This window comes from Novosphingobium umbonatum (assembly GCF_004005905.1).
In the GTDB taxonomy this organism is placed as follows: Bacteria; Pseudomonadota; Alphaproteobacteria; order Sphingomonadales; family Sphingomonadaceae; genus Novosphingobium; species Novosphingobium umbonatum.
The window spans coordinates 87,331-104,107 of the sequence record NZ_SACO01000009.1; the positions used below are offsets into that span (position 1 = coordinate 87,331).

Genomic DNA, 16,777 nt, shown 5'->3' on the forward strand with positions numbered 1-16,777 from the left:
GGTTGATGCAAGGTGAGCCGCTGCCTTCGCGGGGCTACGGACTTGTCCGGTTCGCTGTATTATGGCACTAGAGCGCTATGTCCAATACCCGCCCTGTCTATCTCAAATTGCGCGACCTGATCGCTGCGGCGATTATGGATGGAACCTATCCGGAAGGCACGATGTTGCCCTCGGTGCGCAGTCTGGCGGCAGAGCAAGGCGCGAATCCCCTGACCGTGGCCAAGGCCTATCAGCAATTTCAGCTGGACGGACTGGTGGAAGTGCAGCGCGGGGTGGGCATGTTGGTGGCCAAGGGAGCCGCGCAAAAGCTGCGTCAGGCAGAGAAGCGGTTGTTTTTACAAGAAGAATGGCCAGCGGTGCGGGAGAAAATCTGCCGCCTTGGCCTGACAACCGAAGAGCTTTTGGCAGGAAGCGGCACCTCTATACAGTAATGCGAAGCTTTTGCAGAAAGCTTTTCGCGCCAAGCCTGTGTTGCCAAACGAAAAATTCGTTAACATCCGTTTCTAAATGGACCAGACTTACCCGAGGGTGCGCATTGCACAAAGGTTTGATCTTCTGTATCTATTGACATCGAGGTGAGCAAACAAGACTCTCCCAAAGTGCGATAAGGCAAAGGCGTGGGGGGGGCCGCGTCGTTTCAGGGGAAGAACATAATGATCCGATCGGAACTGATTCAGAATCTGGCCAAAGCCAATCCCGAACTGCGTGCCGATGATGTCGAACGCATCGTCGATGTCTTCTTTGACGAGATCGCCCAACGTCTGGCCAGCGGTGGCCGTGTCGAACTGCGTGGCTTTGGCGCTTTCTCCACCCGCGAACGCGATCCGCGCGTGGGCCGTAACCCGCGCACGGGCGAAGCGGTGGAAGTGCCGGGCAAGCGCGTGCCCTTCTTCAAGCCGGGCAAGGAAATGCGCGCCCGCCTGAATGTCGAGGGCTGATGTAAGTTTCAGGCTGCTGACCGCTGCCGATGCAAAGCCCCGTGGCCGTCTGGCTGCGGGGCTTTTGCTTTATGGGCCTTTTTCGCCAAGACTCTTGCCCATCACCGGCCAATCTGTCACAGGCTGCTACCTGCCTTGCGGACGTGGCGGAATGGTAGACGCCAGGGACTTAAAATCCCTTGAGCTTTGCTCGTGCGGGTTCGAGTCCCGCCGTCCGTACCAAGGCGTTTCCCCCTTGGCCATTTTACGCAAAAACCGTTGAAAAGCAGGCGCCCGTACAAAAAGGGGTGGACAGCGCCGCGCCGAACGCCATTGTCCGGCGGCGCGGGAATGCATCGCCCGCATATGGGGTTCGCAACAAGTGGATGACGGGACGGTGAGCAGCACAGATCTGGCGGGCCATCACAAGGGTGCCGGTGCCAGCGCAGGGGTGGATGTGTCGATCATCATGCCCTGCCTCAACGAGATTCAAAGCCTGCCGCATTGCATCGCCAATGCCAAGGAAGCCGCCCATCGCATCGAGGCGCAATATGGGCTGGTGTGCGAGATTGTGATTGCCGACAATGGCAGTACGGATGGGTCACAGGCCTATGCCACCGCGCAGGGGGCGCGGGTCGTGCCGGTGCCGCGTCGTGGCTATGGTGCGGCGCTGATCGGCGGCTGCGAAGGGGGCTATGGGCGCTATCTGTTGATGGGCGATGCCGATGGTTCCTATGACTTTACCGATGGCGTGGCGATGATTGGCCGCCTGATCGCGGGCGCGGATCTATGCATGGGCAGCCGCTTTGCCGGCGGCATTGCCAAGGGCGCGATGCCATGGAAGAATCGCTATATCGGCAATCCGGTACTGACCGGCATTCTCAACCTGTTTTTCCGCAGCGGGATTGAAGACGCGCATTGCGGCATCCGCGCCATCACCAAAGCGGCCTTTCTGGAATGCGGCCTGACCTCCACCGGCATGGAATTTGCCAGCGAGATGGTGGTGAAGGCCTCCTTGCGCGGGCTCAAGATTGACCAGACGCCCGCCACGCTCAGCCCCGACCTGCGCGACCGTGCGCCGCATCTGCGCCCGTGGCGCGATGGCTGGCGGCATTTGCGCTTCTTGCTGATGCTAAGCCCCACATGGGTGTTTGGCGTGCCTGCTTTGCTGACCATGCTGCTGGCGCTGGGCGTGCTGGGGTTGGGCGTGGGCTATGCCATGGGTTGGGTGGCGGGGCCGCGCATTATCGGGCCGGGCTGGACGGTGCTGGCGGGCTTTTTGCTGACTATCGGCCATTTCGCGGGGATTATGGCCATGGCCACGCATTTCTATGGCGTGCGCACCGGTTTCCGCAATTTGAACAATTGGTTCGGCAGGTTGAGCCCCGTGCTGACGCTGGAACATGCTCTGGTGGCAGGCTTGGGGCTGGTGCTGTTCTCTGGCGTGTCGCTGGCGGTGATCGGGTTCCAATGGCATCGCGGGGGCTATCTGCCCTTGCCCTCGGTGCTGCCCTTGGTGATCGCCTCGGCGGCTGGGGCGATTGGCGTGCAGACGGCTTTGGGCGGGTTCCTGCTGGCGATTATTGCGGGCCATGATGCGGCCTTTGTGCCCGATGACGGGACGGGGGGCGACCAGTGAGCCATGATCAGCGCCGCGTATCGCCCGGCCTGTGGCATACGGATTACCTCCAACTGGCGCCTTTAGCCAAATTGCTGGCGGCGCAGGCCTCGGCCCTGCCCCAAGGCGCGGTGATTGTTGACCTCGGCTGTGGCGATATGCCTTATGCTGGGCTGATGCGCGGGCTGGGGCTGGATTATCGCCCTGCCGATATTGACGCGGATGCCGTCGCCAAGGGAAAGCTGCCGATCGGCGGGGATGGCCGTGTGCCTCTGCCCGATGGCGCGGCGGATGCGGTGATGAGCGTGCAGGTGCTGGAGCACGTGCCCGATCTGGACGCCTATTGCGCGGAAATCCGCCGTTTGCTGAAACCCGATGGCACGCTCTTGCTCTCCACCCATGGCAGCTGGTTCTATCACCCCCATCCCGAAGACCACCGCCGCTGGACCCGCACCGGTCTGGCGCTGGACCTGCAAACGCGCGGGATTGTGGTGGAGGAGATGCATTCCATCTGCGGGCCTTTGGCCACCACCACGATGATTCGCCTGACGGCCTTTGCCTTTGTGCTGAAAAAATTCCCGGTGCTGGGGCCTTTGGTGGCGGGGGCGCTGTCGGTGGTGATGAACCTACGCGGCCTGCTGGAGGATGCGGTGACCCCGCGCGTCATGCGTGATGACAATGCTTGTATCTATCTGGTGCGGGCGCGGGTGGCGGCGTGAGCCTGAGAACAGGTCTGGCCTATGGGCTGGTGGCGCTGACCTGCCTTGGCCTGCATAATGGGGTGATGATTGCCACCGATACGGCCATGCGCGGGGCAGGGGCCTTGGCGATCTCCACTGTCGGTTTTGCCGCCTCTTTTGTGCTGGTCTCGCTGGTGGGCTATGCGCTGCATTCCCGCTTCACCTTCCGCGAGGCGATGAGTTTGTCCCGCTATGGCCGCTATGCCTTGGCGATGAGCACCAATACGCCGCTGGCGCTGGGCGTGACATGGGTGCTGCGCGGGCCGGTGGCTTTGCCCATGGTCTACGCCTCGCCTTTGGCTTCATGCCTGATGGTGGGGGCCAATTTCATCCTGTCGCGCTGGGCGATTGCCTCTCCCAAGCCCGAGGCGTGAGTCCGATGCGCGTTCTGATGGTCAGCCATTTTTACGAAAGCCATCTGGGCGGGATAGAGCGCGTGGCGGGCCATGTGCTGCGCCAGATGGCGGCTCTGGGCGCGCAGGTGGAATGGGCGGCCAGCGCGCAGGATGCCCCGCCGCAGGACATGGCTTGCCTGCCCTTGCCCTGCATCAACCCGACCGAGGCCTTGACCGGCCTGCCCATGCCCATCCCCGGCCCGCGCGGGATTATCGCCCTGTGGCGCGCGGTGGGGCGGGCGCAGGCGGCGGTGGTCCATGATGGGCTGTATGTCACCAGCATTCTGGCGCTGGCCATGGCGAAGCTGCGCGGGCGGCCTGTGGTGTTGATCCAGCATATTGCGGGCATTCCCTTTGCCTCGGCGCTGATGCGGGGTGTGATGGCCATGGCCAATGCTGTGGTGACGCGGCCCATGCTGGCGGCGGCGGACAGGCTGGTGTTCATTTCCGACACGGTGCGGCGCGACCTGTTGGGCGATCCGGCGCGGCGCGATTACAGCCTGTTGTTCAACGGGGTGGATGCTGCGGTCTTTACCGCTAACGGTGCGGCGGAGCGCCCAGTAGTGGCCAAGGGCAAGGTGGCCCTCTTCGTCGGCCGCTTTGTGGAGAAAAAGGGCCTGTCGATCCTGCGCGAAGTGGCAAGGCGGCGGCCCGAGGACCAGTTTCTGTTGGCGGGAGCGGGACCTTTGGCGCCGCAGGATTGGGGCCTGCCCAATGTGCATGTGCTGGGCCCGCAGACACCTGAGCAATTGGCGGCGCTGTATCGCGGGGCCGATGTGTTGCTGCTGCCCTCGGTGGGGGAAGGCTATCCTCTGGTGATTCAGGAAGCCATGGCTTGCGGCCTGCCAGTGATTTGCGGCGCGCCCACCCATCTGGCCGATCCGGATGCGGGCGCTTTCCTGCATGGCGTGCCGGTGGCGCTGGAGGATGTGGCCGGTTCAGCCGATCGCGTGGCGCAGGCCTTGGATGCACCCCTGCCCGATGCCGCGCAAAGGGCGGAGATGGCGGCATGGGCGGCGGCGCGCTATGACTGGCGCGCGATGGCGGGGCGGATACTGCAATTGGCCGCCGGTTAGTAGAGGTCGATCACCCCGCAGCCTGCCTTGCCCCATTCGCGGCGGTGCCATGCCAGACGCTTTTCAGTGGTGCGGCCCGGCATCATGTCCAGCGCATGGCCAATGCCAAAGTAAAAGCTGCGGCGAGGCAGGGCCACCGTCTCGCCATGGGCGCAAAGGCGCGGCATGATCGGCAGCAGGTCGTCGTAATTCTCCTCCATCAAACGCAAAGGCCGGTTGGAGAGATTGGCGCGGTTAAACGCCAGATCCAGCGCCAGCGGGGCATCGAATTGCCCGATCACCACATAATCGGCGGCGGTGGTGTCGATCTTGTCGCTGGCCTCGCCAAAGGCGGCGTAGAGCCGATGCGCGAACCATCCCTGCATCGGGATCAGCACCAAAAGGCTGCCCGCCGATAGCGCCAGCAAACCGCCGCGCAGTCTTGGTCGCCAGCCCCCCAGCCGCAGCCAGCCATAGCCGCCCAGCAGCGCCAGATTGCCCAGCGTTTGGTGCAGATAGCGATAGCCGAATCCATGCCCCTGATAGGGCAGGATCACCCCCATCACCACCAGCGGCAAGACCACACCCGCCGCCAGCGCTGCCACTCGCCGGTCCACTTTCGCCGCCAGCGCGCCCAGCAGCGCCAGCAGGAACAGGGCGGGATGGGTCCATGTCGCCATGCGCAGCATGTTGGCCGCCATTTGCGCGCCATTGTCCTGACTGTCGGCCAAGGCATCCATCAGGCGCGAGAGATAGGTGGCCCCGCTGGACACCAGCTTGCTGTCCGGCCCCGACACCAGCCCCAGCGTGACATGCGGCCACCACAGCCAGAACAGGCCAATCGCGCCATAGGCCAACGTATAGAGCGCCAGCCTGCCCCAGCGCTTGTCCGCCCAGAGCAGCGCCAGCCAAGGAGCGACAAACATCGGATGGAACAGAGGCTGATGCAGCCCTGTGGCCACCATGCCCACCATAATCGCCGCCACATCGGCGCGGCGCTCATCGCGCAGAAACAGCCAGAGCCAGACCAGATTGGCCGCCAGATGCAGTGGCATGGCAAAATTGCTCATCGCGGCATAAAGCGCCTGACCCGACAGGGCAAACAGGCCCAGCGCCACACCTTGCGCCTCCTTGTCCGATGGCAGCAGGCGTTGCGCCACACCCCATAGCGCCAGCACCGATACCGCCAAGGCCAGCGGCCCTGTCGCGCTGCCCAAGAAGGCATGGGCCATGGCATTGCCGGGCAGATAGGTGGAAACCCAGGCCACCGGATGGGACAAAGGCATCATGAACACGGTGTTGAGATGGTCTATATCGGCCTGCCAAGCGGGGGGAATCGGCTGGGCGAGTTGGCCGCTGCGATAGATGGCCGCGTCAAAGCTGACCATTTGTTCGTCGCGGCTGAGATCATGGCCCGCCAAAACCCCATAATGGCCCGCCCAGCCCAGCGCGAACAGCGCCCCCGCCAGCACCAAAGGCAGCCAATGGGGCAGGTCCATCGCCCGCATCCGGCGCCAGCGCCAACAGGCCAGCCCCGCCACAGTCCAAACCGCGCCCAAGGCCAGCAACAGCCAGCGATCCTGCAAATGGACATAGAAAACGGTGATTTCCGGATGCTTCTTGGGCACGCTGGCATAAAGCGCGCCAAGCAGCACCGCCCAGCCCGCCAGCAGCCCCAACAGAAAGCGCGGCGAATAGCCGCTCCACAGACCCTTTTTTCCCATGGGCCCCACTCTATCGGCCTTGCGGCAAATGGCCAGAGCTTCAGCATCTTTTACGCAAAGACCCGTAGTTCATGGCCGCGAATTAACCATTCATCAGCCATTTTCCTTCACCACTTGGCGCCAAGCAAGTTTAGCAGGAATGGACTCGATGACGGCGCAGGCCACCACCTTTCTCCCCACGGCTTTGCAAGGCCATCATGGCCCGCATGTGGATGTGGCGATCATCGGCGCGGGGCCTGCGGGGCTGACCGCAGGCTATCTGTTGACCAAGGCGGGTTACAGCGTGGCGATCATCGAACAGGACGAGCGCTATGTCGGCGGGATCAGCCGCACGGTGGAGCATGAAGGCTATCGCTTCGACATTGGCGGCCACCGCTTTTTCTCCAAATCGCAAGCCGTGGTCGATCTGTGGAACGAGATCCTGCCGGATGATTTCATCCAGCGCCCGCGCATGAGCCGCATCCATTACGAGGGAAAATTTTACGCCTATCCCCTGCGCGCCTTTGAGGCTTTGCGCAATCTGGGCCTGTGGCGCTCCACGCTCTGCATGGCCAGTTTCGCGCTGGCCAAGTGGCGCCCGCGCGCGCAGGTGCGATCCTTCGAGGATTGGACCATCAACCAGTTTGGCGAGCGGCTTTATCGCATCTTTTTCAAGACCTATACCGAGAAGGTCTGGGGCATGTCCTGCCACAGCATGAGCGCCGATTGGGCCGCGCAACGCATCAAGGGGCTCAGCCTTGGCAAGGCGGTGCTGGACGGGGTGAAGCGCAGCCTTGGCCTCAACCGCAAGCCCAATGATGGCATGGCCACCAAGACCTTGCTGGAGAGCTTCCGCTACCCTCGCCTTGGCCCCGGCATGATGTGGGAAGCCGCGCGGGACAAGATTATCGCCAGCGGGCGCGGGCAGCTGTTGATGGGCCACGCCCTGAAGCAATTGAGCCAGAGCGCCGATGGCCAATGGCGGATGAGCGCCAGCCATGCAGATGGCGAGGCGGTGATCCATGCTGCCCATGTCATCTCCAGCGCGCCCTTGCAGGAACTGGCCAAGCGCCTGCATCCCTTGCCCGCCAGCCTGCCCGCCGCTTTGGGCCTGCGCTATCGGGATTTCCTGACCGTGGCGCTGAAAATCCGGAAAGCCGACCTTTTCCCCGACAATTGGATCTATATCCATGATGACAAGGTGCAGGTGGGCCGCATCCAGAATTTCCGCTCTTGGTCGCCCGAAATGGTGCCCGAGGCCGATGTGGCCTGCGTGGGGCTGGAATATTTCTGCTTCGAAGGCGATGGCTTGTGGTCCAGCAGCGATGTGGAATTGATCGCACTGGCGACGCGCGAGCTGGCGCAATTGGGGCTGGCGCAGCCCGAAGAGGTGATCGGCGGGGCGGTGGTGCGTCAGGAAAAGGCCTATCCGGTCTATGACGAAACCTATGCCAAACACGTTGCCACGCTGCGGGCCGAATTGGAGGCGGCCTATCCCAGCCTGCATATGGTGGGGCGCAATGGCATGCACCGCTATAACAATCAGGACCATGCGATGATGACCGCCATGCTGAGCGTTGAGAACATTATCGCGGGCGCCAAAATCTACGATATCTGGGCCGTGAACGAGGATGCCGAATATCACGAGGCGGGCGCGGAAGGTGCGCAGCACGGCGTGATCAGCGCGGACCGCGCGGCGGCGCTGGGCTCTTTGCGGGCGGTGCCGGAGCGGGTCGCGGCGTGATCTTTCCGCGCTATCTGGGCGTGAGCGCGCTGGCGCTGGCGGGGGATAGCGCTTGTCTGGCGCTGTTGCTGGGGCTGGGCATGGCGCGCGGGGCTGCGGCGGCGCTGGCCTATCTGGCGGGCGTAGGTTTGCATTGGCTGCTGTCGGCCCGTTTTGTTTTCGCCAGCGCGACAGGTGCGGCGCGTTGGCGGCAGAAGGCCTTGTTTCTGGGCAGCGCTCTGGCGGGCTTGGGGATCACTACTGCGCTGGTGTCGATGCTGGGCGCGGCGGGGGTGGATGTGGCCATCGCCAAGGCGGTGGCGGTGGTGGGCAGTTTTGCGGCCACGTATATCTTACGCCGCAGTATCGTTTTCGGGCAGCCCGCATGAGAGGCGATCTGGGCGATTTCCTGCGCCGCTATCTGCTGGCCTTTGCCATGGTGGCGGTTTTGCTGCTGCTGACCCATGCAGGGGCGATTGCGGCATGGCGCTTGCCCGATCCCGATGATGCTTTGCGTTTGGTCGAATTGCGCGATTGGCTGGGCGGGCAGGGCTGGTATGATGTCACCCAGCACCGGATCGACCCCATGCATGGCGGGGTGGCGATGCATTGGTCGCGGTTGGTGGATCTGCCCTTGGCGGGTGTGGTGCTGGCTTTGCGCCCGATGTTCGGCGCTGCTGTGGCGGAAAGCGCGGCCATGCTGATCGTGCCCATGCTGACCTTGGCGATCATCCTGCTGCTGCTGGCGCGGGTGGCTTGGGAAAGGCTGGGGGCGGAGGCTTCTACGCTTTGCGCCTTGGTGCTGGCCATGTCGGTGCCGGTGGTGATGCAGGTCCGTCCTTTGCGGATTGACCACCATGGCTGGCAGATTGTGGCCGCCGTGCTGGCGATGAATGGTTTGATGACGCGCCATGCCCGTGCGGGGGGCTGGTTGTCGGGCGGAGCGATGGCGCTGGGTCTGGCGATCAGCGTGGAAGGCCTGCCGCTGACGGCTTTGTTTGGTGCGCTTGGCGCGTGGCGCTGGCTGCGCGGGGGCGAGACGAGATTGTGGCTGGTGCATTTTGCGGCTGCGCTGGCGGTGGTGTCGGTGGCCTGTTTTGTAGCGATACGATGGGGCGATGTTGCGCAGCATTGCGATGCGATTGCGCCGGTGCATCTGGCGGTTTTTGCTTGTGGCGCGGCGGGTCTGTGGCTGATGGCGCGGATGGGTTGGCGTGGGTTTGCTCTGATCGCGGGTTTTGCCCTGCTGGGCGGGGCGATGCTGGCGCTTTATTTGGGCGTGGCGCCGCAATGCCGTGCGGGCAGTTTCAACATGCTCGACCCTTTGGTGCGGCAGATGTGGTATGAAGGCGTGCCTGAAGGTCTGCCGATCTGGAAGCAGGACTGGACCACGGCGCTGCAAATTGCCGTGCCGCCTTTGGCGGGTCTGCTGGCCTGTTTCGGCCTGATGCGGGTGTCACAGGGGGAGGAACTGGTGTGGTGGCGCGAATATGCGCTGCTGCTGGGCGGGGCCTTGGTGATCGCGCTGGCTCTGGCGCGGGCAGGGGCGGTGGCGGGGGCCTATGCTGCGGTGCCGCTGGCGTGGATGGTGCAGCAGGGGCTGGCCGGATTGCGCAAGGGGCCGCTGTTGCAAAGGCTGGCGCGCGGGTTGGGGCTGGTGCTGGCCTTAATGCCTTCGGCGCCTATTGCGCTTTATGGTCTGTTGCCCGCGCAAAAACTTTCCGCCGCGCCGGTTTTGGCGCGCAGCGTGGCCGATTGCCGCGTGGCGCAGGGGGCGGCTATTCTGGCGCAGCAAAAGCGCGGTGTGGTGCTGGCGCCGCTGGATCTGGGGCCGGATCTGTTGTTGGCCACACATCATAGCGTGATGGCCACCGGCCACCATCGCGGGGCGCAGGCGATTCATGACAATCTGCTGGCCTTTATCAGCCCGCCCGATCAGGCGCGGCAGGTGATGCGCGCCTATGGCGTGACCTATGTGGCGCTGTGCCCCGCTCTGGCCACGGCGCAGAATTATGCTGCGGGTGGCTTGGCGCAGAGTCTGATCTCTGGCCGCGCTCCTGCATGGTTGGAACCATTACCCAGCGTGTCGGGCGAGGGCCTAAGCGTGTGGCGCGTTAAGCCGGAATAAAGCGCAAGGCCACGCCATTCATGCAATAGCGCAGGCCGGTGGGGCGCGGGCCATCGTCAAACACATGGCCCAGATGGCCGCCGCAACGCGCGCAATGCACTTCGGTACGGGCATAGCCCAATTCGTGATCGGTGCTGGTGCCCACCGCATTGGGTAGCGGGCGCCAGAAACTGGGCCAGCCCGTGCCGCTGTCAAATTTGGTGGCGGCGTCAAACAGGGGCAGCCCATCGGCGGCGCAGGCAAACACCCCCTTGCGATGCTCTTTGAGCAAAGGCGAGGTATAGGGATATTCGGTCTGTTTGCCGCGCAGCACGGCATATTGCTGGGGGCTTAGCCTTTTGCGCCATTCCGCATCGGGCAAGGTCAATGGGAAGGCGGCCATGGCGGGCGAGGGCATCAGCGCGCTGGCCATCAGGCCGGACAAGATCTGGCGTCTATGGAAACGCATGGGCGATTCTCCGGATGGGTTCGCCCCAGTGGACCGCAAGGCGCTTTCTATGGCAAGGGGCCAAAGGTTCCCCCCCCCAACAGAAAGCCCCCTCTTGCCCACATCTGCCGATCTTGCCCGTCTGCGCGCCGATATGGAGGTGCAGGCCCGTGCCTTGGGCTTTGTGGCCATGGGCGTGGCGGGGGCGGAGGAGGATGCCTTGCGCGCGGCGCGGCTGGAGGACTGGCTTTCGGGGGGCAACCATGGCGCGATGGGCTGGATGGCCGACCGCCTGCACCATCGTCGTTCACCCCAAGGCCTGTGGCCCGAAGCCGCCAGCGTGATCGCGCTGGGCATGAGCTATGCTCCGGCGCAGGATCCTTTGGTGTTGGCCGATCATCCCGACCGCGCCCGCATTTCGGTCTATGCCCAAGGCGCGGATTATCATGATGTGGTGAAAAAGGCGCTCAAAGCCTTGGCCCGCTGGCTGGTGGAGCAAGTGGCCAAGCGCAAATTGGGCGAGGCGGGGGTTAAAGTGTTTGTGGACACCGCCCCCGTGATGGAAAAGCCTTTGTCCGCCGCCGCCGGTTTGGGATGGCAGGGCAAACATACCAATATGGTCAGCCGCGAGCATGGCTCATGGCTGTTCCTTGGCGCGATTTACACCACCTTGCCTTTCGCGCCGGATCAGCAAGGGCGCAACCGCTGCGGCTCCTGTTCGGCCTGTCAGGATGCCTGCCCGACACAGGCTTTCCCTGCGCCCTATCAATTGGATGCGAGGCGCTGCGTGTCCTATCTGACCATCGAGCATAAGGGGCCAGTGCCGGAGGAGTTCCGCGTGGCCTTGGGCAATCGCATCTATGGCTGCGATGATTGCCTTGCCGTGTGCCCATGGAACAAATTTGCGCAGACCAGCGCCCGTATGCGCGCCTTTCTGCCTCGGGCTGAATTGGTGGCGCCGCGCTTGGCCGAATTGCTGGCGCTGGATGATGCCGGTTTCCGACAGCTCTTTTCCGGTTCGCCCATCAAACGGATCGGGCGGGACCGGTTCGTCCGCAATTGCCTTTATGCGGCGGGCAATAGCGGCGACAGGGGGTTGGTGCCTTGCATTACCGCGTTAATCGATGACCCCGACGAGGCGGTGGCCGATGCGGCGGCATGGGCTTTGGCCCGCCTGCGCTAAAGCCAGTCGGACGCGGGGGACTGAACCCCCGCGCCCGTTCCTAGACCCCCGCTGACCTAGCGCGCCAGAAGCCCGCGAGCCTGACCCGCGATTTGCGCCAGCATGGCAGGGGTGGTGGGGGCAACACGTTTTGCCCTTTCGATCATGCCGCGCAGCCGCGCCACACCAGAGGCTTGCGCCTCCAGCCAGCCTTGCGCCGCGCTTTGCGGATCGCCGGCCTGTTGCTGCGACATCCGGCGCAGGGCATCCAGTCGCATCTGCTGGAAATCGCGCGCCAGACCACCGACCAACAGGCGTTCCCACGGGTCGGACGGGGCCAGTCTTGCCGCCACGCCTTGCGCCCAATCCAGCCCCAGTGCCGCGCCCAATGCGGTAAAGGCCTTGGCCAGCGCCAGAGGGTCCGCCCCGCTGCTATGCGCCAGCGCGGCCAGACCCACCGCCCCGTCCAGATCGAACAGGCGCAGCACGCTTTCGCTTTCCTCTGCACTGGCGCCCATAATGGTCAGGTCCGAACGCAGGCGGGCGGTGGGCCCTTGCGATTCGGCCATCAACAGGTGGTCCAGCGCGCCCGCCAATTGCGCCACCGCAGGGGCCAATTGCTCCGCCATTTGCGTGGGCGAGGTTAGCGCCACTCCGCCGCGCAACAGGTCGGCCATATGGCCGCGCAGCGCCTGGGCGAGGCGATCAAACAACAGGATGCGTGCAGCCTCGCTCATCTCGGCCTGTTCGATGGCGGCCCAGATCGGGCCAAGGTCAAACAGCTTTTCCGCCGCAAGGAAGGCTGCCGTCACTTCGGCCAGCCCCACGCCCTCTTCCTCGGCCAGTTCAAACGGATGGACAAAGCCCATGCGGTTCACCAACCGGTTGGCAAGGCGGGTGGCCAGAATTTCACGGCGCAGACGGTGGTTGAGAATGTCCTCGCGATAGGTCTCGCGCATGGCGGTGGGGAAGGAGGCGATCAGATCATCCTCCAGCCCTGCATCATCGACCACCGTGGAATGTTCCAGCGCGTCTTGCACCACCAGCTTCGCGCTGGAGAGCAGCACCGCCAATTCGGGGCGGGTAAAGCCTGCCCCTTCGGCGGCGCGGCGCAGGAAGGCATCGGCATCGGCCAGCCCTTCGGTGCGGCGGTCCAGATGGCCGCCTTCCTCCAGCACCTCGATCAGCCGCACATAGCCGGGCACCGCTGCCGCCCCGCCATTTTCGGCAATCGACAGGCCCAAAGCCTGCAACCGGTTATCCTCCAGCACCAGCGCCGAGACATCATCGGTCATGGCGACAAGCAAAGCCACGCGGCCATCTTCGTCCAGACGGCCCGCGCGCTTGGCGCTGGCCAGCGCGATCTTGATATTCACCTCCTTGTCCGAACAATCGACGCCCGCCGAATTGTCGATAAAGTCGGTGTTGCCGCGCCCGCCAACCCCTTGCGTGCCATGCAGCGCGTAATCGATACGCCCCGCCTGTGTGCAGCCCAGATTGGCCCCTTCGCCAATCACGCGGGCGCGCACATCGCGGCCGTTGATGCGGATGGCATCATTGGCCGGATCGCCCACCTGCGCATGGGCCTCTTCGGGTGCCTTGATATAGGTGCCGATCCCGCCAAACCACAGCAGGTCCGCCGGAGCCTTGAGGATGGCGGTCATCAGACTGTCGGGGTCGATCGTGTCGACTTCCAGCCCTAGTATGCTTTGCGCCTCGGGCGAGAGGGGGATCGATTTTTGCGTGCGGGGGAACACGCCGCCGCCTGCCGAAATCAGGCTCTTGTCATAATCATCCCAGCTCGATCGCGGGAGGGCGAACAGGCGGTTGCGCTCTTCCCAAGCCTTGGCCGCATCGGGGGTGGGGTCGATGAAAATATGGCGATGGTCAAACGCGGCTTGAAGCAGGATCGACTTGGACAAGAGCATGCCATTGCCGAACACATCGCCCGACATATCGCCCACGCCCACCACGCGCACGGGATCGCTCTGTACGTCGATGCCCAGTTCGCGGAAATGGCGCTGGACCGAGATCCACGCGCCTTTCGCGGTAATGCCCATCGCCTTGTGGTCATAGCCTTTCGACCCGCCGCTGGCGAAAGCATCATCGAGCCAGAACAGCTTTTCCTCCGCCAGCGCGTTGGCCGTGTCGGAGAAGGTTGCCGTGCCCTTGTCGGCGGCGACCACGAAATAGGGGTCTTCGCCATCGCGGATCACCATGCCTTCGGGATGGGCCACGGCATTATCGACAATATTGTCGGTCAGCGAGAGCAGGGCGCGGATGAACACCTGATAGGAGGCGCGGCCCTCGGCGGCCCATGCCTCGCGGTTCTTGGCCGGATCGGGCAATTGCTTGGGATAGAAGCCGCCCTTCGCGCCGGTGGGCACGATGACGGCATTCTTCACGCGCTGCGCCTTCATCAGGCCCAACACTTCGGTGCGGAAATCGTCGCGTCGGTCGGACCAGCGCAGGCCGCCGCGCGCCACAGGGCCGCTGCGCAGATGGATGCCTTCTACCCGCCGCGAATAGACGAAGATTTCGCGCCATGGCAGCGGCTTGGGCAAGCCGGGTACCAGAGCGGAATCGAATTTGAAGGCCAGTGCCTCTTGCCCCGCAGGCACAAAGGCATTGGTGCGCAAAATGGCCAGCACAGCGGCGCGGAAGGCGCGCAGCAGGCGGTCATCATTGATGCCCGACACATTGGACAGGCCATTGCGGATCACGCTTTCGGCCTCGGCCTCCACCGCCTCGCGCTTGTCGATGCCCGGTTGATGGCGCGCGCGCAGCAGATCGACCAGACCCAGCGTGACGAAACTGGCCCCGCGCAGCGCATCCACCGCGGTGTCTATGCCAAAGCCAAGGCCGGTCTGGCGCAGATAGCGATAGAGCGCGCGCAGCCAATTGGCTTCACGGGCGGACAGGCCCACTTCCACGATCAGCCGGTTGAAAGCATCATTCTCGCCCGCGCCATTGAGCATGGCGGTCAGCGCATCCTCGATAATCGGCGCATGGTTGAGCACGCTGGGCAGGCTTTGCCCCGCAGGCAGCGCCAGCACGATATCATGGATCGAGCCTAGGCTTTCGGGCATGCCATCCTCGTTCACGCTGGTGAGCGGGGTGGGGATGGTGTCGATCACGCGGAAGCCGAAATTTTCCAGCGCGGGCACGACATCGGACAGTTCCAGCGCGCCTTCCTGTTGATAAAGTTTCAGGCGCAGGCGGCCCGCCACATCGCCTTCCAGACGATAGAGGCGCACGGTGCGGCGGTGGAGCGGATCATCGGGCGTTTGCGCCATGCGGCGCAGGCGGGCAATGTCGATCGCCGCCTCGGCAGGGCCGTAAAGGTTGCGATAGGGGATCGGGAAGGCCTCGGCATAGCGCGCGGCCATGGCGGCGGCATCGGCGGGGTCCTCATGGGCGGCAATTTCCGCCTCCACCGCATCGCCCCATCCGCGCAGCATGGCGCGCAAGGCAGCATCCAGCGCGGCCTCGTCGGGCAGCGTGGCGCGCTCGGTGGTGCCCGCATCCGGCCCGCCCGTATCGGGCATGGCCAAAAGGAAGCGCAGCTGGGCCAGATTGGAGCCTTCCAGCTCAAGGCTCCAGTCGATGATCTCGGCCCCTGCCGCGCTGGTCAGCATGTCGGAAATGGCCATGCGCACCTCGGTCGCCACCGCATCGCGCGGCAGCCAGACAAAGGCGAAAACATGCCGGTCGAGCGGGGCGGCCACCACCGCCAATTTGGGGCGCGGACGGTCGATCAGGCTCATCATGGTCAGCGCCACGCGTTCCAGATCGGCATCGGCAAAGGCGATCAACTGGTCATGCGGCAGGCTGGTCAGCGCATGGGTCAGCACCTTGCCCGCATGGCCTTGGGGCGTGAATTCAAACTTGTCCATCAATTGCGCCAATTGCGAACGCATCACCGGCACATGGGTGGGCGGCGAGGCGAGCGAGGCGCTGGTCCAGACGCCGGCATGGATCGACAGGGCCACCACTTGCCCGCCTTCGACCACCGGCATGATGAACAGGTCCAGCGGCACGCGGCGATGGACATGGGCGATGCGGTTGGATTTGAGGATCAGCGGCAGCCGTCCTGCCCCTCCACGCGCCAGCGCATCGTCAAACCAGGCAAAGGTGCGGGCAAAGCTGGCGGGCGACAGCACATCCCATGTGCTCTTGCGGCAAATGCCCAGAGCCAGCGCCTGCGATCCGTCGCGGCGGCGCACCACATGGCCCAATTGCGTCAACATGCCATCGTTGAACCAGCGCAGCAAAGCCGCGCCCTCGGGCCGCTCCATCGCGTTGAGCGTGGCGGCATCCTCCTCCATCGCGCGCTGCATCGCGGGCCAATCGGCCACGGCGGCGCGGACATCGCCCAAGGTGACCGCCAAAGCCGCCGACAGCGCGTTGCGGGTGCGATCGTCGGCGCGGCTGGTTTCGACATAGATCATCGATTCGCGCGGAACGCCCGGCGCCTCGTCATCGGGCAGGTCGGTGATCTTGCCCTTGCCATCGCGCAAAACCCGCACCACCGGATGCAGCAGGCGGTCGATCACCAGCCCATGGGCCGAAATCGTGGTGCAGATCGAATCGACGAGGAAGGGCATATCCTCGTTGACGATGGCGATGCGCATGATCCGCCCCGTTTCCCCCGCCACGGTTTCCAGCGCCATGGCCGTTTTGGCCCTTTCGCGGGTTTGCGATGTGGCCAGCAGGAAACGCGCCGCTTCCAGCAATTGTTCAGGCGGCATTTCGCCATCGCCGGGCAATTGCGCCTCGGCCAATTGGGTGGTCAGCCTTGCCTCCAGCGGGGTGGCTTCGGGCATGTCAGGGGCGGTGTCGGCTGGATTGCTCATATGCGCTCGCTCTCCTCCCGATGGGTTCGGGAACAGGCCGTTGCAGCCAGCGC

At 64.2% G+C, this 16,777-nt stretch carries 13 protein-coding genes and 1 tRNA gene; 11 read left to right on the plus strand and 3 right to left on the minus strand.

Features of this window, described 5'->3' with window-relative positions; genetic code table 11:
• Positions 1-77 precede the first annotated feature (77 nt).
• From EOE18_RS12395 to EOE18_RS12425, 7 genes are all read left to right on the plus strand, one after another.
• On the plus strand, positions 78-431 hold the full coding sequence (locus EOE18_RS12395) for a GntR family transcriptional regulator (protein WP_127709973.1): 354 nt from the start codon (positions 78-80) through the stop codon (positions 429-431).
• A 222-nt stretch (positions 432-653) separates the two neighbouring features.
• Entirely contained in the window at positions 654-938 is a 285-nt protein-coding gene (locus tag EOE18_RS12400) for an integration host factor subunit beta (protein ID WP_127709975.1), read from the plus strand.
• A 137-nt stretch (positions 939-1,075) separates the two neighbouring features.
• Positions 1,076-1,160, plus strand: a tRNA-Leu gene (locus tag EOE18_RS12405).
• Between the two features lie 154 nt (positions 1,161-1,314).
• Positions 1,315-2,556, plus strand: coding sequence for a glycosyltransferase family 2 protein (locus tag EOE18_RS12410; RefSeq protein WP_246027423.1), 1,242 nt, complete (start codon positions 1,315-1,317; stop codon positions 2,554-2,556).
• Complete coding sequence (locus tag EOE18_RS12415; protein WP_127709977.1) at positions 2,553-3,254, plus strand: class I SAM-dependent methyltransferase; 702 nt, start codon at positions 2,553-2,555, stop codon at positions 3,252-3,254. The genes EOE18_RS12410 and EOE18_RS12415 overlap by 4 nt, the downstream gene beginning before the upstream one ends.
• Positions 3,251-3,649, plus strand: a complete 399-nt coding sequence (locus tag EOE18_RS12420; protein WP_127709979.1) for a GtrA family protein — start codon at positions 3,251-3,253, stop codon at positions 3,647-3,649. Before EOE18_RS12415 ends, EOE18_RS12420 begins: the two co-directional genes overlap by 4 nt.
• 5 nt (positions 3,650-3,654) lie before the next feature.
• Entirely contained in the window at positions 3,655-4,746 is a 1,092-nt protein-coding gene (locus EOE18_RS12425; RefSeq protein WP_164852746.1) for a glycosyltransferase family 4 protein, read from the plus strand.
• Here EOE18_RS12425 and EOE18_RS12430 read toward each other — a convergent pair.
• Positions 4,743-6,449 carry a hypothetical protein gene (locus EOE18_RS12430; RefSeq protein WP_127709982.1) on the minus strand — a complete coding sequence of 569 codons (1,707 nt, stop codon included), beginning with the start codon at positions 6,447-6,449 and terminating at the stop codon, positions 4,743-4,745. The two genes, EOE18_RS12425 and EOE18_RS12430, sit on opposite strands and share 4 nt — an antisense overlap.
• 148 nt (positions 6,450-6,597) lie before the next feature.
• Here EOE18_RS12430 and EOE18_RS12435 point away from each other — a divergent pair, with 148 nt between their 5' ends.
• From EOE18_RS12435 to EOE18_RS12445, 3 genes are read left to right on the plus strand one after another with little or no spacing between them, the layout of a single operon-like run.
• A complete protein-coding gene (locus tag EOE18_RS12435) occupies positions 6,598-8,172 on the plus strand; it encodes an NAD(P)/FAD-dependent oxidoreductase (RefSeq protein ID WP_127709984.1) in 1,575 nt (524 codons plus the stop codon).
• On the plus strand, positions 8,169-8,540 hold the full coding sequence (locus tag EOE18_RS12440; protein WP_127709986.1) for a GtrA family protein: 372 nt from the start codon (positions 8,169-8,171) through the stop codon (positions 8,538-8,540). Before EOE18_RS12435 ends, EOE18_RS12440 begins: the two co-directional genes overlap by 4 nt.
• Complete coding sequence (locus EOE18_RS12445) at positions 8,537-10,279, plus strand: hypothetical protein (protein ID WP_127709988.1); 1,743 nt, start codon at positions 8,537-8,539, stop codon at positions 10,277-10,279. The genes EOE18_RS12440 and EOE18_RS12445 overlap by 4 nt, the downstream gene beginning before the upstream one ends.
• On the opposite strand, the gene msrB is transcribed toward EOE18_RS12445, so the two are convergent.
• On the minus strand, positions 10,266-10,691 hold the full coding sequence (msrB, locus tag EOE18_RS12450; RefSeq protein WP_246027426.1) for a peptide-methionine (R)-S-oxide reductase MsrB: 426 nt from the start codon (positions 10,689-10,691) through the stop codon (positions 10,266-10,268). The two genes, EOE18_RS12445 and msrB, sit on opposite strands and share 14 nt — an antisense overlap.
• A gap of 169 nt (positions 10,692-10,860) precedes the next feature.
• Here msrB and queG point away from each other — a divergent pair, with 169 nt between their 5' ends.
• The gene (gene queG, locus EOE18_RS12455; protein WP_127710078.1) at positions 10,861-11,889 is read left to right on the plus strand and encodes a tRNA epoxyqueuosine(34) reductase QueG; all 1,029 of its coding nucleotides are present in this window, start codon (positions 10,861-10,863) and stop codon (positions 11,887-11,889) included.
• Between the two features lie 56 nt (positions 11,890-11,945).
• On the opposite strand, the gene EOE18_RS12460 is transcribed toward queG, so the two are convergent.
• Positions 11,946-16,724 (minus strand): NAD-glutamate dehydrogenase domain-containing protein, encoded by a 4,779-nt coding sequence (locus EOE18_RS12460; protein ID WP_127709992.1) that lies wholly within the window; start codon positions 16,722-16,724, stop codon positions 11,946-11,948.
• Positions 16,725-16,777 lie beyond the last annotated feature (53 nt).